The following is a 20711-nucleotide window of genomic DNA, read 5'->3' on the forward strand; positions in this document are numbered from 1 at the left end:
TTTCGGGATTCCTTAACTAAAATAAACACCAAAAAATACTAATTATGGCTAAAAACATAGCAGAGCAGATTGTTGAAATGCTCGAAAATGCCAATGTGAAAAGAATTTATGCAGTAACCGGCGACAGCCTTAATCATCTTAATATTGCTGTTAAAAAAAGCAGTATTGAATGGATTCATGTAAGGCATGAAGAAGTAGGTGCATATGCGGCTGCGGCAGAAGCAGAGCTTGATGGGTTTGCAGTATGTGCAGGGAGCTGTGGTCCGGGACACGTTCACCTGATCAATGGAGTTTATGAGGCGCATAAATCCCACGTTCCCATGCTTGTCATCGCTTCCACGATCCCAAGTGATGAAATGGGAATGGATTATTTCCAGGAAACGAATACTATAAAACTATTTGATGATTGCAGTCACTACAACCAGATGATCACAAGACCGGAACAGGTACAGAGAACGCTTCAGACCGCCATTCAGCATGCCATCTCAAAAAAAGGTGTGGCAGTAATCGGGCTTCCGGGAGATGTATCAGAACTTGATGCCGAAGAAGGACCTACATCTGCCCAGATATTCAGGACCAATCCCGTCATCAGACCTTCCGATGAAGAATTAGAACAGCTGGCTACCTTGGTTAATGAAAGCAAAAAAGTTACCCTTTATTGTGGAATTGGAGCAGGAGAAGCGAATGCTGAGGTTGTAGAACTATCGAAGTTTCTAAAAGCTCCCGTAGGCTATTCTTTCCGTGGAAAAATGGCCATTCAGCCTAATAATCCTAATGAAGTGGGTCTTACAGGACTACTGGGATTTCCGTCAGCCTATCATGCGATGCACGAAGCAGATCTTGTTATTCTTTTAGGAACCGATTTTCCGTACCAAAAATTCATGCCTGTAAAAAACAAAATTGTCCAGATCGATGAAAGTCCTGAAAGATTAGGAAGAAGAGCAAAATTGGAACTGGGTCTGGCAGGAGATGTAAAAGAAACTATTAAAGCCCTGCTGCCGTTGCTGCAAGAAAAAACAGATGCTCATTTCCTTAATGAACAATTGGCATTTTATGAAAAAGTAAAAGAAACTCAGTTTGCTTACGTGAAAGACTTTGGAAAAGAAAACGCCATACAGCCTGAATATGTTGCACATACTTTAGACCGGTTGGCTAAAAAAGATGCCATTTTCACAGTAGACACAGGCATGTGCTGCGTGTGGGGAGCAAGGTTTATTACAGGAACAGGCGAAAGAAAGATGTTGGGCTCCTTCAACCACGGATCGATGGCGAATGCTATGCCGATGGCTATAGGTGCCTCTTTGGCTCACCCCGACAGAGAAGTGATCGCTATGTGCGGAGACGGAGGAATTTCAATGCTCTTGGGAGATATGGCAACCATATTTCAGTATAAGCTCCCGGTAAAACTGATCGTTTTCAATAACAGAACCCTGGGAATGGTAAAACTTGAAATGGAAGTAGGCGGTATGCCGGATAATGAAACCGATATGATTAACCCTGATTTCGCAATGATAGCCCAAGCCATGGGATATCCCGGAAAAAATGTTCATAAACCTGAAGAGGTAGAAGATGCCATTAAAGAATGTCTTGCTTATAACGGGCCTTATCTTCTTAATATATTTACCAATCCAAATGCACTTGCTCTTCCCCCGAAGATAGACTTTGATCAGGTCATGGGAATGACAAAATCTATGGCCCAGCTGATGCTTGGCGGTAAGATGGAAGAGGTTCTGGAAACTGTGAAATCCAACTATAAACATATTAAAGGACTGCTGTAATGAGTGCTTCCTTAAAAAAGTTTTATATAATCGCGTGGTTATTCGGGTTGGTGTTTTATTTTCTGGATTATGTGGTCAGGTCTGCACCGGCAGTCATGATTCCGGAACTGGTCAATAATTTCAGTACAACAGAACTGAAGCTTGTCAGTCTGATCGGAACGTATTACTATACTTACTCTACCTGCAGCCTCATCGCGGGGATGGCTTTGGATAAATTTGGCGGCAAAAAGTCACTTTTTGCAGGCGCTTTAATCCTGGGGATAGGCTGTTTGCTGTTTTTAGCTTCTTCCTATTCTGGTGGCGTGGCTGGAAGGCTGTTGCAGGGAGCAGGATGTGCTTTTGCATTTCCTGGCTGTGTTTATCTTGCAAGTAAAGGATTCTCTTCCAAATCTTTGGCAACGGCTGTTGGATTTACACAATGTATCGGAATGCTCGGCGGGACGGCGGGACAGTTTATCGTGGGACCATGGGTAGAAGAAGGAGTAAATATAGACACCTTCTGGCTTTGGTCGGGTATTATTACAGTTATTACAGCATTTTGCCTGTTCTTGGTAATTCCCGGTGAAAAACAATCTGAAGTACAGCCTGGCGATGCTGTTAAAAAAGTTGGATATCTAGAGCCATATAAAGTTGTCTTTAAAAATCCCCAATCCTGGCTCTGTGGTATTATTTCAGGGTTACTATTTGCTCCTACCACCATATTTGCAATGACATGGGGCGTTGCATTCTTCGAAAAAGATAAAGGCTTTATGTTTCATGATGCTGCCATTACCAGTGCAATGGTTGCTTTCGGATGGGTATTCGGGTGTCCGCTTTTAGGTTTTATTACAGATAAAATCGGAAGAAGGAAACCTGTTTTAATCGGAGGAGCAATCCTGATGATCTTCAGTTTTCTGCAGCTGCTGTATCTTCCGGAATTATATCCGGCCAAAATAAGCATGTTTATTTTTGGCCTTGGTTCCGGGGCTGCCATGATCCCGTATTCTATCATTAAAGAAGCAAATCCTGATTATGTAAAAGGAAGTGCAACCGGAGCAATTAATTTCATCACCTTTGGAGTAACTACCCTGGTGAGTCCGGTATTCAGCAGATGGTTTGGGAAAAGTTTAGAGGCTTCTTCAGGAGAGATGCATTTTCAGTCTTCCCTGTTATTCTGGATTGCAGGAATTGTTCTTGCAGTTTTGATTTCATTCTTGTTAAAAGAAACAGGAAGTAAAGCACAGTTACAGACTTTAAACGCTTAAATGATTTCAATAGTTTTTCTTTCTTGGAAAGCGTTTAAATAAGTAAATTTGTTAAAGCAATTTAATAACTCATGAACAGTCTATGAAAATTTTTACATTAGTGATGGCACTTCTTGTGGCAAACTTTACATTTGCCCAGCAGGATGTTGAAGACAGGGATGATAACCCGATTACGGAAATCAATAAAAATCTTCTAAAAATAGATATCAAAGAACCTCTTTTGCAGGTGGCGGTGAAAAACTGTAACGATTTCAAGCCGGCAGCCTTTGAAGGCGGTGTAACGGTTTATAAAGAAACCTTGCAAAAATTTATGTACGATTACCTGAATTCAGATTTTTATGTCCTGAACGGAGATTTTACATTTACTCTCACCGTTGATCAGACCGGAAAAGTGACCCATATTGAAGGAACTCCTAAAGTAGCCAACAGCACTTATTTTTTTGATGATATGAAATATGTAGTAAGAAGAATCAAAAAGAACTGGATTCCCGCTTTGTGTAACGGTCAGCCTGTTGCTTCACAGATCAAAATTAAAATGCATTTCTCTTCAATCGCTACAGATTTATAAACTACTCAGATGAAAAAATACCTTTTATTATTACTTTTACTATGCATCGGAATTAAAAGCTTTTCTCAAAATACGTCCCCGGTAGAAGTAGCTTCATATACCCAGAAAGCTAAATTCCCCGGTGGTGATGAAGCTTTTCGGAAACAATTTATGGATATGCTTTACGCTTATGTTGATACCCAAAGCTACGCAATCAATGGTAAAATAACTTTTTTAATCAATATTTCACCGGAAGGTAAAATGAACAAGCTTGACGTTGTCCCGAAGATCAAAAACAGTGAAATGTTTATTGATGACGTAAAATATGCTATGAAGAAGATCAAAGGAAAATGGACGCCCGCCATGTATGGGGATACTCCTGTTGATTCTAAAATGATCATCAAGGTTAATTTCAGTACCAATGCATATGACCATGATTAGAATGCTGTTTGCATTATTGGTTATATTTTCCCTGAAGTTATCAGGACAGGAAGCTGTGCAAAATTCTTCGAAAGAAGCTATGCCGGGAGGAATGAACAGTTTCAGAGCAGAAGTGGCTAAACAAATCGATCTCAGTGGTTTCGTCTGGACGCAGCCCTTTAAGCTCGTAGTAAATTTCTCCGTGAGCAGAGAAGGAAAAATGGAAAATATAAAGCTGCAGGAGTCTTCCGGAAATGCTGAATTTGACCAAAGGATCATAGACGGAATCAAAAGGATGAGAAAGAAAAAATGGACACCTGCAAAAAGATATGGAGAGCCGGTTGAGTCTTTTTATACCCTTCCGTTAAACTTTAATCCTCCGAAATAATCCCCTGCCATTCTGTCACAATATTTTGTATCTTTGCAGACTAATTTGTTTGGGATTTAAAATTCATCACGATGCTTTGAAATTTAAATGCTGAGCATTGAACTTTTAAAACGATTATTGTGCAGGAAAAATATATAGACGAAACAAAACAGGGAGAAGCTTTTGCTATCGCTGAAAGACCTGAGAATTCTAAAAAGCTCTTTTTAGAAAGCTATGGCTGTCAGATGAACTTTTCTGATTCTGAAATTGTTGCATCTATTCTTAATGAGCAGGGGTACAATACAACCCTGAAAGTAGAAGAAGCAGACCTTATCCTTTTAAATACATGCTCCATCCGGGAAAAAGCGGAGCAAACCGTAAGAATGCGTCTTTCACAGTTCAAAAACCTGAAGAAAGAGAAACCTAATATGACGGTAGGAGTTTTGGGATGCATGGCAGAAAGATTAAAAACCAAATTCTTGGAAGAAGAGCAGCTGGTAGACCTTGTGGTAGGCCCTGATGCCTACAGAGATCTTCCCAACCTTCTGAAAGAAACAGAGGACGGAAGAGACGCCATCAACGTAATCCTTTCAAAAGAAGAGACCTATGCAGACATCAATCCGGTCCGTTTAGGCGGAAATGGGGTTACAGCTTTTGTAACCATCACCAGAGGTTGCGATAATATGTGTACCTTCTGTGTAGTTCCTTTTACCAGAGGTAGAGAAAGAAGCCGCGATCCGCATTCCATCATTAAAGAATGTAAAGACCTTTTAAATAACGGATACAAAGAGATCACCCTTTTAGGGCAAAACGTAGACTCATACTTATGGTACGGAGGAGGTCCGAAAAAAGATTTCGTTAAAGCTTCCGAAATGCAGAAAGCTACGGCTGTTAATTTTGCACAACTGCTTGATTTAGTAGCTAAAGCTGTACCTGAAATGAGAATCCGGTTCTCTACTTCAAATCCTCAGGACATGAGCCTTGAAGTGTTCAGAATGATTGCAAAACATGATAATATCTGTAAATATGTTCACCTTCCTGTACAGAGCGGCAGTAACAATATGCTTCTGGCTATGAACAGGCAGCATACCCGTGAAGAATATTTGGATTTAATTAAAAAAGCAAAGGAAATTGTTCCTGATATTGCTTTTTCACAGGACATGATCATCGGTTTCTGCAATGAAACAGAACAGGATCATCAGGATACCTTAAGCCTGATGAAAGAAGTGGAGTATGACTACGGTTATATGTTTGCTTATTCCGAAAGACCGGGAACGCCTGCCCATAAAAAAATGGAAGACAATATTCCTGCTGACGTCAAACAAAAGCGTCTTGCTGAGGTTATTGCCCTTCAGGGAGAGCTATCCAGAAAAAGAATGGAATCTTATGTAGGAAGACATCATCAGGTCCTCATCGAAGGGATATCCAGAAAAAATAAAAACCAGTGGAAGGGAAGAAACTCACAGAATGCAGTCTGTGTTTTTGATATGCTTGAAGGCCAGAAAATAGGTGACATTGTGGACGTTTTTGTCTATGGCAATACACAGGGCACACTTTTAGGAAGAACAGCGGAGTAATTTTAAAGTTTTCCTGAAAAACTGGCAGTCTTCAATATGACCAGGGGACAAAGGGGTTTGACTATAAAGAAGAGAAACTGGCCATTATAGAAAAACTGCAAAAAAGAAAAAATATCTTCCGAAACTAAGATGAACGGTTATATTACCGTAAGATTTTTAGTAAATTGTGAAGGAAAAACAGGACTGTCAGGGTTCAGCAGATGAATACAGATCTTAAAGAAACGGGTCCGGATAAAGAATTGGAAGACAGACTGCTGCGGTTTACGAAATCGCTGGGCGGTTGGATGCCAAAAGAGAAAAAAGGTTTTAAAGCAGGCTATTATCAGTATTTAACCTATAAAATTGAAAATGGAAAAGTTTCAGAGGTATTACCTTAGCTTTTTGTTACTTATCGTTTACACCAATACTATTGCGCAGGTCAACTGTAATGCAGTAGAGGGTGAGGACTGCAAAAAAGCTTGTGAACTATACAACTGGGCTTCAGACAGGCAAGGAAGCAGGGAATCCCAGGAAGCCTTTGATAAAGCGATTGGGCTCTGCCCCGATTTCTCCAGTTCCTATATGGAGAAAGTTGTTCCCTACCTTAAAAACGGGGATTTTGTAACCTGGAAAATACTTATTGATAAAGCTGTTGCTGCAGATCCTAAAATGTACTTAGGGTACAGAGGCTGGTACAAATTCCAGTTTTTGCGGGATTATAAAGGGGCAATCCGGGATTTAGAAGGATTAAAAAAATACTATCCTGATGATCTGGGAAGGTCTTTAAACAGAGACTATCATTTAGAGGTGGTGAAAGCCATGTCTTACAGTGCTTTAGGACAGAAAGAAAAAGCGGTCGGGATCATTGAAAACCTTTTGGCTTCCAAAGGGTATTTTAAAGGGATGTACGACCACTACCAGTTGGGGGTAACCTATTTTGAGCTTAGCAGATGCGACAAAGCCTTAGAAAATTTTGAAAAACAAAGCAAAGAAAACAACTTTGCCGAGAATATATACTTTAAAAGTAAAGTTTCTAAAATCAGGAACAAAGATTATTTGGATTTAAAAAAGTTAGCATTAATGACTTATGATGAAGGAAAGACCATGAAAGATGTCTACACTCATCACTTCAACAAAATCTACAGAAAACAGATCGAGGAACTGTAGATTATTAAATCAATAATCAAAAATTTACTTATGAGCAACGACTTACAAAACATAAAAAACCGCTTTGGAATTATCGGGAACTTCCCGGCACTGAACCGCGCTTTAGAAAAGGCAATCCAGGTTGCGCCTACGGACATTTCCGTCCTGGTCATTGGAGAAAGTGGTGTTGGAAAAGAATTTATCCCGAAAATCATTCATTCAGAATCCAAAAGAAAGCATCAGCCCTATATTGTGGTCAATTGTGGAGCAATTCCGGAAGGGACCATTGATTCTGAGTTATTTGGCCACGAAAAAGGAGCATTTACCGGAGCTACAGCAACCAGAAAAGGATATTTTGAGGTAGCAGACGGTGGAACCATTTTCCTTGATGAGGTAGGAGAGCTTCCCCTGCAGACCCAGGTCCGTCTTTTGAGGGTGCTGGAAAGCGGTGAATTCATGAAAGTGGGTTCCTCTCAGGTTCAGAAAACCAATGTGAGAATTGTGGCAGCTACCAACGTGAATATGATGAAGGCTATTCACGACGGAAGATTCCGTGAAGACTTATTTTACCGTCTGAATACTGTGCAGATCGACATGCCGCCTTTACGGGAAAGAAAAGGAGACATTCACTTGCTATTCAGAAAATTCTCTATAGACTTTGCAGAAAAATACAGAATGCCGGAACTGGAACTTGAGCCAAGTGCCGTTCATTATATTGAAAATTATAGCTTTCCGGGAAATATCCGTCAGCTGAGAAACCTGGTAGAGCAGATGACCGTAGTGGAAAGAAACAGACAGGTAACAGTTGAAAAGCTGGCTGAATATATCCCTATGGAAACCCATTTGCCGATGGTCGTGAATAATCAGAATGCCCAAAAGCAGAATGATTTCGGAAGTGAAAGAGAAATTATGTACAAAATTCTCTTTGACATGAGAAGTGATATCAACGACTTAAAATCACTTACCTCAGAACTGATCAAAAACAGAGGAACTGCTGATCTCAGCAATCAGGAGAAAAATCTGATCAACAGGATCTATTCTGCAGAGCAGACACAGCCGGTGAGCCAAAATTCACTGCTGTATTTCGAGGACAAATCACCGGGAGTACAGTCTGCACCTACCATCATTTCAAATGCTGAGGACAGCTATGAAGATATTGAAGATATAGAAATAGAAGAAAACAGACCTGAATCCTTATCTCTTCAGAATAATGAAAAAGATTTGATTATCAAAGCATTGGATAAGCATAAGGGACGCAGGAACAGGGCGGCAGACGAGCTTGGTATTTCACAAAGAACTTTATACAGAAAAATAAAACAATATAACTTAGAAGACTAACGGAGATGAAGAATTTGGAGCGACTCACCCCTCGTAGAAAGCATTTCCAAGCTTATAATTATTGCATGCGGGATAAGAATACTGTTTTCCATACCTTTGGGAATCTGTATGAGGATGTAGTCTGTAAAGATGTATTAGAGAAATAAAAAAGGTATGAGTAAATTAAAAATAATATTTGGGTTTGTAATTCTTTCGCTGTTCCAGCAGTGTTACTCTTTTACAGGATCATCATTGACAGACGAAAAAACCGTCCAGATCAATGAATTTCCGAATAATGCAGCGCTGGTGAATCCTACCCTTTCCCAGCAGTTTTCTACAGATATCCAGAACAGATTTCTGCAGAGAACCACATTAAAAGGAACAAAATCAAATCCTGACATTCTGATAGAAGGTGAAATTTCAGACTATAATTTTTCGCCGACTACGATCAGCTCCAATACACTGACAAACCCTTCGGGAGGCGTTGTACAGCAGGCACAGAACAAGCTGACCATCAGTGTAAAAGTGCATTACGAAAATAAAATACATCCGGATTCCAGTTTTGACAGAACCTATTCGGATGAAGTGGTTTACAACAGCGACCTGAGCCAGAGCCAGATAGAAACTTCCCAGGTAAAACTTGTAACAGATAGAATTATTAATAAGATATTTAACGATATTGTAGCCAATTGGTAAGATGAATCCCAGAGTTTTAGAACTATTAAAGAGTCCCAAAAATATACAGTCAGAAGATCTAGCTCTTTTGAAAGAAGAAATACATGCTTTTCCCTATGTTCAGAACATCAGGGCGCTTCATTTGTTTGGGGTACATCTTTACGATAAAGAAAACTATCAGAAAGAACTTTCCACGACCGCCGCTTATACCACAGATAAGAAACTTCTTTACCAGCTGATCAACGGTAAAATCCAACGTGAACCGAAACCGGAAACTGTAGAAGATAGATATGCTTCTAAAATTCTGGAAAAACCAGTAAAATATTCTTATAAAGAGAAAACATTCCCGATAAAAAGAGACGAGTCTCCCGAAAAAAGGGAAAACAAATATGAAGAGGCAGCAGGTATGATTCCGCCTTCAAAGGAAGTTAAGCATATTCATGTTAATGGGGAAAGAAACAGAATTCTATTTGAAGGAGAAGAAAACTTCCTGGACGAAGTGCATTCTGAAATAATAGATCTTGAATCTACGCTGGAATCAGGAGTAATAGTTACGCAAAAAACTGAACCGGTAACAGAACATCTTAACGAAAAAACTATAACCGAGCCGGCCGCAAATAAAAAAGATCAGCCTGAAAACCCAGAAGCCGGAGTAGAATTCACTCCTGAATTAATTGTTGAGGAAAATAAAATTGACAGCCCCTCAGAAGAGCTGAAAATACAGACAGATGATGCACTAAGCTTCCATGAAGTAGAAACTCTGACACCGGAAACAGAGCCATCAGCTGAAGAGACAGAGACAAATGAAGCTATTGAAGAGCCCGTGACTGCTGAAACAGCGCCGGACCCGGAAATTACAAATGAAGATACCCATGTAAATGAGCCTCATGCTGAGATCAGTTTCCACGGGATGGATGAATTTCTGCCGGATGTTAAAATCCAAGGAAACACAGATAACGAAGCTGTAACTGCTGAAATTCCTAATCCGAATGTAAATAAGCATGAGGAAGAAATGAGACGCCTTATTGAAGAAGTAGAGAAAAAAATGAAAGAAGTACAGGCGGTATCAAAGGTTGAAAATGAAGAGCCTGAAACTACCGATCATGAGATCAGTTTTGCTGAAACACAGAGCTTTCATTTCTGGTCCACGGAAAAAGAAGAACCAAAAGCTGAAGAACCTGCTACGCAACTAAAAGAAGATATAATCGAACAGCCAATTCAGCATGAAGAGCCTGTAGAGATTCGGGAAAAAGTAGAAGAAATTGAAACTGCGGTAGAACAAGCTTTTGTGTGGAAGCCTATGAGTCTTGAGTCCAATCTGCCCGATTCCATGATCAGCCATGCCAGTGCAGGTCCTGCGGCTAAGGCAGAAACCCCAAAAGAGGAGAAAATCCCGGTAATAGAAGATAAACAAGAAAGAATTGTTCCACAAACGGTTGAAGAACCTCAAAAAGATTCTGAAACAGTCTCAGACGAAAAACTTTCTGTTGCTGAAGAAGAAATACCTGAAATTGTAGAAGAGAAAAATGAAGAAGTTGAAAATTCAGAAGCAATGATCGAAACAAAAATGCCAAAAGAAGAAGCACCAGTTATGAATGTATCTTTCTTTGGGACCGATATTTCGAGTCTGGCAGTAGAAAAAGCAGCAAAAGAAGAAGAGCCTGTTCATCAGGGCAAAGCAGAGAGCCAAACACAGGCCGACAGCAATGTGCCCGGATTTATCAATACATGGCAGAGCTGGCTTAAGATCGGCAGAACAGAAGAGGAGGTTTCTCAAAAGGAAAAAACTCCGGTTCAGGAAAAGGTAATTGAAGCTTTCATTGAAAATAATCCTAAAATAAGTCAGTTAAGAGACGAGAGTACTTACGTTGTCAAAGAAAAGAATGATGACATTTCTCATTTGATGACAGAGACACTTGCCAACCTTTATTTCGAGCAGAAACTCTATACTAAAGCCATCAAGGCATTTGAAATTCTGATCAATAAAAACCCGGAAAAAAAGGAATATTTCCAATCTAAAATCAAGGAAATAAAAGATTTCAGAAGTAAAAGCTAAATAGGCTTAAAAAAGATACTAAAAAGGCTGATCACAGAAAAGTGTCAGCCTTATTTTTTTATATACTATCAGTGGCGTTTTTACTGCCACGCAGTTTCCGCAGGGCTTTCCGTCCAAAGATAATAACAAGAATAATCATGATAAGTGCAAAAACGGCAGCAATAATTGGTGCAGCCATCGCCAGTATAGACATGATTCCGGCTCCTGCAGTTTCAGTAGTTCCCACTACAGAATTTCCCAGGCCGCCCGTTGTCGCAGTAGAAGCTGCCCGGATTCCTGCGAAACCGGAACTGATCGTAGCAGCTGTTCCGCCCCCGGCAATTAATGCAAGTGCCCATTGCGGAAAAGTTCCAAGATCGGCAAACTGGCTGGCAAATAAAACAGAGCCCGCCACAGTAGCCAAAGGAACCGAGACCGTATCCAGCAGATGATCCACAAACGGAATATAATAGGTTAAAATTTCAGCGATTGTTGCAATTCCGGTAGTAATAAGTGCCGGAAGCCCCGAAAGCCATTCAAAATGCTCATTCATCGGGATCCAGTGAAAATAAGAGGCAAGACTTACCGCAAACATCGGCAGAAAAACTCTGAAGCCCGTAGCGGCTGCCAATCCTATACCAATGAAGGCGCTGAGTATGTAGGAAAAATAGGGAACATGATCTAACATTTTAATTTTCAGATTTATTGTTTCCCCTAAAATTACAAAAACTATGCAAGGTTTTGTAAAAAATAAATACTTGTAGATTTTATAACAACAACTTTCCGGAATCATCTGTGAAAATCTGTGCCATCTGTAGTTAAACACACCTTCAGGCTTTACAAGAGTTTACACAAGATGATTGCATTGGGAAATTACTACACTGTTATATTGCTACATCATTGAGGCTTCTTCTGCATATGACAAAGCTTGATGAACTGCTCTTCCACTTCCTGAAACTTAGCAGGCATTTCTGGGGAAACCCAAAACATCATAGTCAATGTTTTTTCTCCGAAAGCCTCTTTAAACAGATTCTTGTTCAGACGATAACACTCCCGCAAAAGTCTTTTTACCCGATTCCTGTATACAGCCTTTTTGAAATATCTTTTAGAAACAGATACCCCGAACTTATGGCTTTCCACCTCCAGATTGGGCCTGTCCTTCAGAATGATGACCCTCAGATTTCCGCAGCTCCTCCATTTACCTTTGTCAAAAAGTAAAGCAATCTCAGTATTTTTTTTGAGCTTTTCTTCCCTGGAGTATTTAAAGTTCTGCATTAATCTTGTTTCACTAGATAATTAATCACCTCAGCTGCTGCATACAATCCGAAGATGGCAGGGATATAGCTGATAGTGCCGTAGAAAGACCTTTTGTAATTGGCTCCGTCCGTCATTTTCAAACTTTCTTCCTGCTGAAGCTCATTCGAGAATACACATCTGAAACCCTTATTGATCTTTTCCTTTTTAAGTCTTTTTCTGATCTGTCTGGCAAGAAAACAGTTCTGCGTTTTGCTGATATCTCTTACCATTACTTTGCTGGGATCTGTTTTTCCACCGGCTCCCATAGAGCTGATCAGTTTTATTTTTCTTCTTTTGGCTGCTTTTATTAAGCATAGCTTTGGAGTAACACTGTCGATACAGTCCAAAATATAGTTAAACTTATCAGAATCAATGACTTCATCCATTCTTTCCGGATTCAGGAATTCATTGATCTTGATTAAATTAATTTTCGGATTGATGTCAAGAAGCCTTTCAGCAACAACCTCCACTTTGTGTTTCCCCACTGTAGAATGCAATGCCGGAAGCTGTCTGTTGACGTTGGTGATGTCCACCGTATCGCCGTCTACAATAGTCATATTCCCTACACCCGCTCTGGCTAAAAATTCTGCGGCAAAAGAGCCCACGCCTCCTAAGCCTATTACCAGTACATTTGCTTTATTAAGTTTCTCCAGCCCTTCTTCTTTGATCAGGAGCTCTGTTCTCTCCAGCCAATACTTATCCATTCTTTATCGTGTCTAAATTTTCTACAATATGTTCATTCAGTTTTTCGAGAGAAATACCCTTTAATTCCGAAACTTTTGAATATAACTCCTCTATGTTAAAATCTTCATTATCAGTTTCTAAAAACAATCTGTCTAAAGGAGTGTTTCTTACAATATCCTGCAAAGATAGATGATACAAAACAGCTTTTCCAAAACTCAAATAAAAATTATTTTTCAGAAGGTCTTCCGCTATCCGTTGCTTTTTATTAAAACCGTGAATGATAACCGCCTGTTCAGCCTTCTTTTTAAAAGAAATGACCTCATAAAACTTTCTTACACAGTGAATAATCAGAGGTTTTTTCACCTCGTTTGAAATAATAATCTGTCTCTGGAAAACCTTCTCCTGGATATTCTGGGGTATCGGTACAATAGAGTCCAGTCCGCATTCACCGATAGCCAGACAGTTTTCTGAAATATTGGATTCCAGCCAGCTGAACTGTTCCTTCATAGAATCCACAACAATATCTTTAGGATGTATACCTATAGAATAAGGAGAATCCGGAGGAACTGTCCCAAAATCTATATTGTAGATCCCATTCAGGTTATTCTTCTTATGATGGTGAAAATCAAAAAAATCCATTCACAAAAGTACAACTATCCAGAATTAATTTAAAATTATTAAACGAACGTTTATAATTTTGTTAAAAATTTCTTAACTTTACTCAAAGTGCACTTCATGAGAAAAAAATTTACAGAAAAACAGATCCATATTTTGGACATTGCCGAAGAGCTTATCGCCAAAAAGGGATATGAAGGAACCTCTGTAAGGGATATCTGTTCCAAGGCCAACATTAATGTGGCCATGATTTCCTATTACTTCGGTTCCAAAGAAAAAATGATGTCCTATCTCTATCAATACCGCGTATTGAAGACCAGAGAGAATTTTTCAGAATTTGCAGATACCATTAAGGATGGCAAACCCGAAATGCAGCTCAGGGAGATCATTAAGTACATTGTTTCGCAACTATTCAAATACAATTATTTCCACGGGTTTGTGACACAGGAGCTCAGACATACCGAAAACTTAAAAGATGAGCTATTGGATTTCTATCAGCTGTTTGTGAAAAAGCTGGATGATGTTATCAAAAAAGGGGTTGCATCAGGCGTATTTACTTTCACACCAAAGCCTGAAGATATTCTTACCATGATCATTGGGTCTACATTATTTGTCATCAGGAACAAAAATTTCTATGAGCTGTATGTGCCGAGTAAAAATGAAGAGGCTTATACCAAAGAAGCAGAAAAAAAAGTAAGAATGAATCTTTTAGTCAGTGTTTTTGCTATTTTAGGATATGCCGCGGATTAAAATAGGTGCACACTTAAAATGCGTTAAATGATTATAAATATAAGAATCTATTAGCGGAAAAAATATACTTTGCATATTAATTAGATCGGAAAACACACCGAATATTTTTAACAAATTAAAATAATTAATATGGAAAAATTAGATCTTGCTAAAAAATACAAAACGTATTTTACAGCTAAAGCTCAGCCACAGCTAGTACAGATTGAAAAAGCATCTTTTATTTCAATTTGCGGCAAAGGAGATCCTTCCGGAGAACCTTTTAAAAAAAACATTGAAGCATTGTATTCCATTGCTTATACCTTAAAATTCACATATAAAGAAAAAAATGAAGATTTTGTGGTGTCAAAGTTAGAAGGACTTTGGTGGTTCGATGAAAAAAAATATGCGGGAAAAACGATTGATAGCAGTCCGGTTGAAGTTCCCAGAAGCGAATGGGAGTACCGCTTAATGATTCGTATGCCTGAATTTGTTAAGCCTGAAGATCTCGTAAACGTAATAGACAAAGTATCCGGTGAAAAGAGAATACAAAAAGCCACGGCTGTTGAATGGTTCACATTAGAGGAAGGACGCTCAGTTCAGATAATGCATTTAGGGCCGTTTTCCACTGAACCTGAATCTTTGAAAAAAATCAGTGTTTTTATGGATAATAACCGTCTTTCCAGGAATGGTTTGCACCACGAAATTTACCTCTCTGATTTTAGGAAAACAGCCCCTGAAAAGTTAAGGACGATTTTAAGGGAACCGGTAAAATAGCCTAAAATGTATTTTGGATATTTTTATTGCAATTGATAATTCAGCATCTATTGTAAACTAAAATACGTTAAATATTCATAAAAAAAAATCTATTGACAAAAAAGTTATATTTTTGCAAATTAGTAAATCGGCTGTATCATCCGAAAACTGTTGAATTTTTTATATGAAAAAATATATTTTAGGTCTTTTTGCAGTGGCAGTGATTTCCTCATGCGTAAGCCAGCAGGAAAAAGCAATGAAGAGTGCTGACAAGAATTTTATCTTAAAGGCAGCTAATGATAACTTTGCCAAAAAGAAGTGGAAGAATGCATTAGCACTATATGACAGGCTTACTAACCTCGTAGCAGGAACAGATGATTTTCCTAATGTAGGTTTTAATACTGCTTATGCGAATTATTATGACAAAAGCTATAAGCTGGCGGGGCATCAGTTTAAAAACTTTGCGGTCAACTTCCCTAAAGATCCAAGAGCAGAAGAAGCAGCGTATATGTCTGCATTATGCTACTACGAAGGTTCTATGGATTATAACCTGGACCAGTCCACTACAGAAACCGCAATCAATGAGCTTCAGGATTTCCTGACCAATTATCCAAACTCTGAAAGATCTAAAAATATCAGTCAGCTGATTGACGAGCTGTCTTATAAATTAGAGTTCAAGGCATATGAAAATGCCAGACAGTACTTCAAAATGGGTGAGTACAAAGCTGCTAACGTTGCTTTTGAAAACGTACTGGAAGATTTTCCAAGTACCAAGCTTCGTCCGAAGATTTATGATTATATCATGAAATCACGCTATGAGCTGGCTTTAAAGTCTGTATATGACCTTAAAGATGAGCGTATAGAAAGTGCCCTTGCTTATACAAAGCTGGTAGAAAAAGAGCTTCCGAATACGGAATATTCTAAAACAGCAGTAGACCTTAGAGCGAAACTGACAAAAGAAAAAGAAAACTTTGCTGTTGTTAAAAAACAGACAGAAGCAAGAATTGCAGCATTAACGGCAAGACAGAAAAAGGAGGCTGATAAAATGGCAGAAAAAACTAAAGCTGAGCAGCAGATTAAAGATCAGATCAGCAATGAAAAGAAGGCAATGCAGATCCAGAGGGATAGTGCAGCACTTCAGACCCCTCCTCCGGCGGCCACTTTCAAAATCCAAAGATAATTCGTAAATTTGCCATCTTATTAATAAAATAAATTTCTCAAAATGAGCGTAAAAGATACAAAAGCAGAAGTAAATACTATTACTTACGATAAAGACAAGATTGAAGATAAAGTAGGTTCAATCTATGAAGCTATTGTTATCATGGGAAAGAGAGCAGAGCAGATCAACGCAGAAATCCGTACAGAACTTCACAATAAACTGGACGAATTTGCGGTGCACAATTCTACATTGGAAGAAGTTTTCGAAAACAGAGAGCAGATTGAAATCTCTAAACATTATGAAAAACTTCCTAAGCCTACTTCTATTGCTATCGAAGAATGGCTGAATGAAGATATCTATTTCAGAAAGACAGAAGACAGAAAATAATTATTTGTGTTTTTTATATATGAAGGTCATAAAGGAATTCAGTTCTTTTATGACCTTTGTCTGTTTATACCTGTCTTTGTGCGAAAAAATAAGTAATTTAGTATTTCAAAAATTAAAACTAAATGAGTGTTTCCGGTAAAAAGATACTTATCGCTGTTTCTGGAGGAATTGCGGCCTATAAAATTCATTTCCTGATCAGGGATTTTGTAAAAAAAGGAGCCGAAGTTCAGATGATTATGACGCCCGATGCAGAGCAGTTTGTAACGAAATTAAGTCTTTCAACCCTTTCCAAAAAACCTGTATATTCAGATTTTTATGGCAATAACGGTACCTGGAACAGCCATGTGGAGATGGCCTTATGGGCAGATGTAATGATCGTAACTCCATGTACGGCTAATACCTTGGCTAAAATGGTTCACGGTATGTGTGACAACCTCGTGATTGCTACCTATATGTCTGCAAAATGCCCTGTATTTATTGCTCCGGCAATGGACCTTGATATGTATGCGCATCCTTCCACCAAACAGAATATTGAACTGGCAGAAGATTACGGTCACATCATTATCCCCGCTGAAACCGGTGAACTGGCCAGCGGATTGGTAGGGCAGGGAAGAATGGCAGAACCTGAGACTATCTTTAAAACTGTTGAAAACTTTTTTAACTCCGTAAATCATGCCAAAAGCTTAGAAGGAAAAACAGTGCTGATCACAGCCGGGCCAACCTATGAAGCTCTTGATCCCGTAAGATTTATCGGTAACCATTCCTCAGGCAAAATGGGTTTTTCCCTTGCTGAAGAAGCCTCAAAAAGAGGCGCAAAAGTTATTTTGATATCAGGACCCAGCTCACAGAAGACAGAAGATAAAAATATCCAGCTTCATAAAGTAACCTCTGCCAAAGAAATGCTGAATAAAGTGTTTGAATTTTATGACCGCGTGGATATTGGTATTGCCAGTGCCGCCGTAGCAGACTATGCCCCAAAAGAGGTTGCGAAAGAGAAAATAAAAAAAAATGATGATAATTTAACCATTGAACTGATTAAAAATCCTGATATTCTTAAAACAATGGGTGAAAAGAAAACCCATCAGTTTTTGGTAGGTTTTGCCTTGGAAACCCAGAATGAAGAAGAAAATGCCAAAGGGAAACTCGAAAAGAAAAATCTTGATATGATCGTGCTGAACTCCCTCCGTGATGAAGGTGCAGGCTTTAAAAACGACACCAATAAAATTAAGATATTTACCAAAACAGGAAAAAAAGAATTTGATCTCAAATCTAAAGATGAAGTCGCTGCAGATATTCTGGATTTTGTTGAGGCTCAACTTTTAAAATAATTTTAATAAATTTCCGTTCTCAATTTTTAATAGATAATGAAAAAAATCATAAGCCTATTTTTGCTGCTTTTTATATATAACCTGAGTTTTTCCCAGGAATTGCTTGCGACCGTACAGATCAACTCCCAGCAACTGGGAGGAAGTAACCAGCAGGCCTATAAAGCCTTGGAGAAAAGTCTTAGAGACTTCATCAATAATACCAGCTGGACGGGGAAAAAACTTCAGAATTTCGAAAAGATCAAATGTAATTTTGCAGTTGTTATTGCTGAAAGAGACGGAAACCGTTTCAAGGGAAGCATTGTGATTCAGGCTGTGCGCCCCGTATTCAGTACCAGCTATGAGTCTCCGCTGATTAACCTTCAGGACCAGAGATTTGCCTTTGAATATATTGAAAACGAAAATCTTGTATTCAATGAAAGACAGTTCTCAGGAAAAAACCTTATTGATGTGATCAGCTTTTATGTGTACGTCATTTTAGGTTATGACGCAGACAGCTTCCAGTCTATGGGCGGAACACCATGGTTTGCAAAAGCCCAGCAGATTGCCCAGAACTCTCAGAACAGAAACTATGAAGGCTGGAATGTCATCAATGAGCCAAGAAGCCGTACCATCCTCATCAATGAAATTATCAACCCGAACTGGAATCAATTGCGTTCCACGATGTATACCTATCACAGAGCAGGTTTGGATAATCTGTTCAACCAGGATCAGACCGCTGCGAAAAAAGTGATTTTTGACGCCCTTATGCAGCTGAAAAGGTATGAAAACTCTTTCCAGCAATCCTATTACTTCAATCTGTTTCTTGATAATAAAAGTGATGAGATCTTCAATATTTTCAATTCAGGAAATAATGGAGGACTTGTTATGAATGATCTTAAACAGCTGATGATGATTTTCACACCTAAATATTCGGAGAATAAGTGGAGTAAGTGGAAATAAAGATCCTTCGTTTTAAGTTTTTGAATACTTAATTCTATATTTGCATTACTTAAAGTAATCAGCTATTATCCATGCTTTCGAGAATTTATATTAAAAATTTTGCCTTGATTGATACTCTTGAAGTATCATTGCATAACGGTTTACAGGTCATCACCGGTGAGACCGGAGCAGGAAAATCTATTATTTTAGGTGCCTTAAGGCTTATCCTGGGCGAAAGGGCAGACGTAAAATCTATTTCCAAATCAGAAGAGAAAAGTATTGTAGAAACTGAATTTGATTTAAATAACCAGTTCAAAAAATTCTTTATTGAAAATGATCTCGATTATGAGCATCAGACCATCATCCGAAGGGAAATTCTTCCTTCCGGAAAATCCAGAGCATTTATCAATGATGTACCGGTAACCCTTGATGTACTTAAAGAATTATCTTCAAAACTGATTGATATCCACTCGCAGTTTGAAACCTCAAACCTTTTTACCTCAGAATACCAGTTTAAAATTATTGACGGCCTTTCTGAAAATAAAAAAGCTATTGAAGAATATCAGAATGAATTTTCAGATTTTCAGAGTTTAAAAATACAGCTTAAAAAATTTCAGGCCCAGCTTTCTGAAAACAGGAAAGAAAGCGATTATAAAGAGTTTCTCTTAAACGAACTGGAGGAACTTAAACTGGACGATATAGACTATGAAGACCTTCAGAACCAGCTTTCCATCCAGGAGAATGCCGAAATGATCTCTGAAAACCTGGTCCAGATTCTTTCAAGGTTTCACCAGGAAGAAGTCGGGATCCTTTCTTTCTTCAACGAAGCTAAAAATAAACTATCAAAAATATCAGAAGTTTCAGGCAGTTTTTCAGAACTTGATGAAAGACTGGAAACTTCTTTTGTGGAGCTAAAAGATATTATTTCCGAACTTGAAAATGAATCGGAAAGAATAGAAATCAATCCAGCCAATCTTGCTATCCTTGTTGATCTTAATAATAAAATCAATGCCCAGTTTCTAAAGCATAGCGTTTCTGATATCAATGAATTGAAAGAACTCAGAGACCAGCTTGCAGGGGAACAGAAAGGTGCTTCAGAACTTGAAGATAAAATTTTGGAAATTGAAGAAAGTATTTCCAAAAAAGAAAAAACACTTCAGTCTCTGGCCGAAAAACTTTCAAAAAACAGAAAAAAATCTATTCCTGTCTTTGTCAAAAAAGCAGAAGGTCTTCTTAAAAAATTAGGTCTTGAAAAAGCCCGAGTTGACATTGAGCTTCAGGATACCCCTGAATTTAATGCATTCGGGAAAGAAAATATACAGTTGCTGTTTCAAGCTAACTCAGGCTTCCCTTTAAAACCAATTCAGACGGCTATTTCCGGCGGTGAAAGGTCCAGGGTCATGCTTGCAGTGAAGAAAATCATTGCCGAAAGCGACGAGCTTCCAACCCTAATTCTGGATGAAATAGATACGGGAGTTTCCGGGAAAGTAGCAGAAGAGATTGGAAACCTGATGCGGGAAATGGCCACAGACATGCAGCTTATTGTTATTTCTCACCTTGCACAAGTTGCAGCCAAAGGAAATAATAACTACAAAGTGGTTAAACGTGATATTTCCGGTAAAACACAATCCACCATCATTCCTCTGGATGACGAGGAAAAGCTGAACGAGATTGCTCAGCTTCTTTCCGGGAGCAAAATTACTGAGGCCGCACTGGCACAGGCTAAAGAACTTATTGGCTAAAATTGTAACATATTT

22 protein-coding genes are annotated in these 20711 nt (G+C 38.7%); 18 read left to right on the top strand and 4 right to left on the bottom strand.

Going from position 1 to position 20711, the window contains the following annotated elements; all coding sequences use genetic code 11:
- The first annotated feature begins 44 nt into the window (after window positions 1-44).
- The 11 genes from V6R96_RS04090 to V6R96_RS04140 all read left to right on the top strand — a co-directional run bounded on the left by V6R96_RS04090 (window position 45) and on the right by V6R96_RS04140 (window position 11106).
- Window positions 45-1778, top strand: a complete 1734-nt coding sequence (locus V6R96_RS04090; RefSeq protein ID WP_223557788.1) for a thiamine pyrophosphate-dependent enzyme — start codon at window positions 45-47, stop codon at window positions 1776-1778.
- The gene (locus V6R96_RS04095; RefSeq protein WP_336378078.1) at window positions 1778-3022 is read left to right on the top strand and encodes an MFS transporter; all 1245 of its coding nucleotides are present in this window, start codon (window positions 1778-1780) and stop codon (window positions 3020-3022) included. The genes V6R96_RS04090 and V6R96_RS04095 overlap by 1 nt, the downstream gene beginning before the upstream one ends.
- 82 nt (window positions 3023-3104) lie before the next feature.
- Complete coding sequence (locus tag V6R96_RS04100) at window positions 3105-3590, top strand: hypothetical protein (RefSeq protein ID WP_336378079.1); 486 nt, start codon at window positions 3105-3107, stop codon at window positions 3588-3590.
- 9 nt (window positions 3591-3599) lie between these two features.
- Entirely contained in the window at window positions 3600-4010 is a 411-nt protein-coding gene (locus tag V6R96_RS04105) for a hypothetical protein (protein ID WP_336378080.1), read from the top strand.
- On the top strand, window positions 3997-4377 hold the full coding sequence (locus V6R96_RS04110; RefSeq protein WP_336378081.1) for an energy transducer TonB: 381 nt from the start codon (window positions 3997-3999) through the stop codon (window positions 4375-4377). Before V6R96_RS04105 ends, V6R96_RS04110 begins: the two co-directional genes overlap by 14 nt.
- Before the next feature lie 119 nt (window positions 4378-4496).
- Window positions 4497-5933, top strand: coding sequence for a tRNA (N6-isopentenyl adenosine(37)-C2)-methylthiotransferase MiaB (miaB, locus tag V6R96_RS04115; protein WP_223557783.1), 1437 nt, complete (start codon window positions 4497-4499; stop codon window positions 5931-5933).
- 200 nt (window positions 5934-6133) lie between these two features.
- The gene (locus tag V6R96_RS04120) at window positions 6134-6310 is read left to right on the top strand and encodes a hypothetical protein (protein WP_336378082.1); all 177 of its coding nucleotides are present in this window, start codon (window positions 6134-6136) and stop codon (window positions 6308-6310) included.
- Entirely contained in the window at window positions 6282-7079 is a 798-nt protein-coding gene (locus tag V6R96_RS04125; RefSeq protein ID WP_336378083.1) for a hypothetical protein, read from the top strand. The genes V6R96_RS04120 and V6R96_RS04125 overlap by 29 nt, the downstream gene beginning before the upstream one ends.
- Before the next feature lie 30 nt (window positions 7080-7109).
- Window positions 7110-8396: a sigma-54 dependent transcriptional regulator gene (locus tag V6R96_RS04130; RefSeq protein ID WP_336378084.1), complete on the top strand. Its 1287-nt coding sequence runs from the start codon at window positions 7110-7112 to the stop codon at window positions 8394-8396.
- A gap of 153 nt (window positions 8397-8549) precedes the next feature.
- Window positions 8550-9071, top strand: a complete 522-nt coding sequence (gene lptE, locus V6R96_RS04135; RefSeq protein WP_111953663.1) for an LPS assembly lipoprotein LptE — start codon at window positions 8550-8552, stop codon at window positions 9069-9071.
- Between the two features lie 67 nt (window positions 9072-9138).
- Window positions 9139-11106, top strand: a complete 1968-nt coding sequence (locus V6R96_RS04140; protein WP_336378085.1) for a hypothetical protein — start codon at window positions 9139-9141, stop codon at window positions 11104-11106.
- 58 nt (window positions 11107-11164) lie between these two features.
- On the opposite strand, the gene V6R96_RS04145 is transcribed toward V6R96_RS04140, so the two are convergent.
- The 4 genes from V6R96_RS04145 to V6R96_RS04160 all read right to left on the bottom strand — a co-directional run bounded on the left by V6R96_RS04145 (window position 11165) and on the right by V6R96_RS04160 (window position 13704).
- Entirely contained in the window at window positions 11165-11773 is a 609-nt protein-coding gene (locus V6R96_RS04145) for a DUF4126 domain-containing protein (protein ID WP_336378086.1), read from the bottom strand.
- 209 nt (window positions 11774-11982) lie between these two features.
- On the bottom strand, window positions 11983-12360 hold the full coding sequence (gene rnpA, locus V6R96_RS04150; RefSeq protein ID WP_336378087.1) for a ribonuclease P protein component: 378 nt from the start codon (window positions 12358-12360) through the stop codon (window positions 11983-11985).
- Window positions 12360-13085, bottom strand: a complete 726-nt coding sequence (locus V6R96_RS04155) for a ThiF family adenylyltransferase (RefSeq protein ID WP_111953655.1) — start codon at window positions 13083-13085, stop codon at window positions 12360-12362. Before V6R96_RS04155 ends, rnpA begins: the two co-directional genes overlap by 1 nt.
- Complete coding sequence (locus V6R96_RS04160) at window positions 13078-13704, bottom strand: TatD family hydrolase (RefSeq protein WP_111953653.1); 627 nt, start codon at window positions 13702-13704, stop codon at window positions 13078-13080. Before V6R96_RS04160 ends, V6R96_RS04155 begins: the two co-directional genes overlap by 8 nt.
- Before the next feature lie 96 nt (window positions 13705-13800).
- Here V6R96_RS04160 and V6R96_RS04165 point away from each other — a divergent pair, with 96 nt between their 5' ends.
- The 7 genes from V6R96_RS04165 to V6R96_RS04195 all read left to right on the top strand — a co-directional run bounded on the left by V6R96_RS04165 (window position 13801) and on the right by V6R96_RS04195 (window position 20696).
- A complete protein-coding gene (locus V6R96_RS04165; RefSeq protein WP_073328854.1) occupies window positions 13801-14430 on the top strand; it encodes a TetR/AcrR family transcriptional regulator in 630 nt (209 codons plus the stop codon).
- A gap of 129 nt (window positions 14431-14559) precedes the next feature.
- Entirely contained in the window at window positions 14560-15183 is a 624-nt protein-coding gene (locus V6R96_RS04170) for a GyrI-like domain-containing protein (RefSeq protein WP_336378088.1), read from the top strand.
- A gap of 163 nt (window positions 15184-15346) precedes the next feature.
- Complete coding sequence (locus V6R96_RS04175; RefSeq protein WP_111953649.1) at window positions 15347-16342, top strand: outer membrane protein assembly factor BamD; 996 nt, start codon at window positions 15347-15349, stop codon at window positions 16340-16342.
- 42 nt (window positions 16343-16384) lie between these two features.
- Entirely contained in the window at window positions 16385-16708 is a 324-nt protein-coding gene (locus tag V6R96_RS04180; RefSeq protein WP_027372958.1) for a DNA-directed RNA polymerase subunit omega, read from the top strand.
- A gap of 122 nt (window positions 16709-16830) precedes the next feature.
- Complete coding sequence (gene coaBC, locus V6R96_RS04185) at window positions 16831-18036, top strand: bifunctional phosphopantothenoylcysteine decarboxylase/phosphopantothenate--cysteine ligase CoaBC (RefSeq protein WP_336378089.1); 1206 nt, start codon at window positions 16831-16833, stop codon at window positions 18034-18036.
- Window positions 18037-18072: 36 nt separating this feature from the next.
- Window positions 18073-18975, top strand: coding sequence for a DUF4835 family protein (locus tag V6R96_RS04190; RefSeq protein WP_111953645.1), 903 nt, complete (start codon window positions 18073-18075; stop codon window positions 18973-18975).
- Window positions 18976-19046: 71 nt separating this feature from the next.
- Window positions 19047-20696, top strand: a complete 1650-nt coding sequence (locus tag V6R96_RS04195) for a DNA repair protein RecN (RefSeq protein ID WP_336378090.1) — start codon at window positions 19047-19049, stop codon at window positions 20694-20696.
- Window positions 20697-20711 lie beyond the last annotated feature (15 nt).

It is taken from the genome of Chryseobacterium sp. CCNWLW53, assembly GCF_037083525.1.
Lineage (GTDB): Bacteria > Bacteroidota > Bacteroidia > Flavobacteriales > Weeksellaceae > Chryseobacterium > Chryseobacterium lathyri.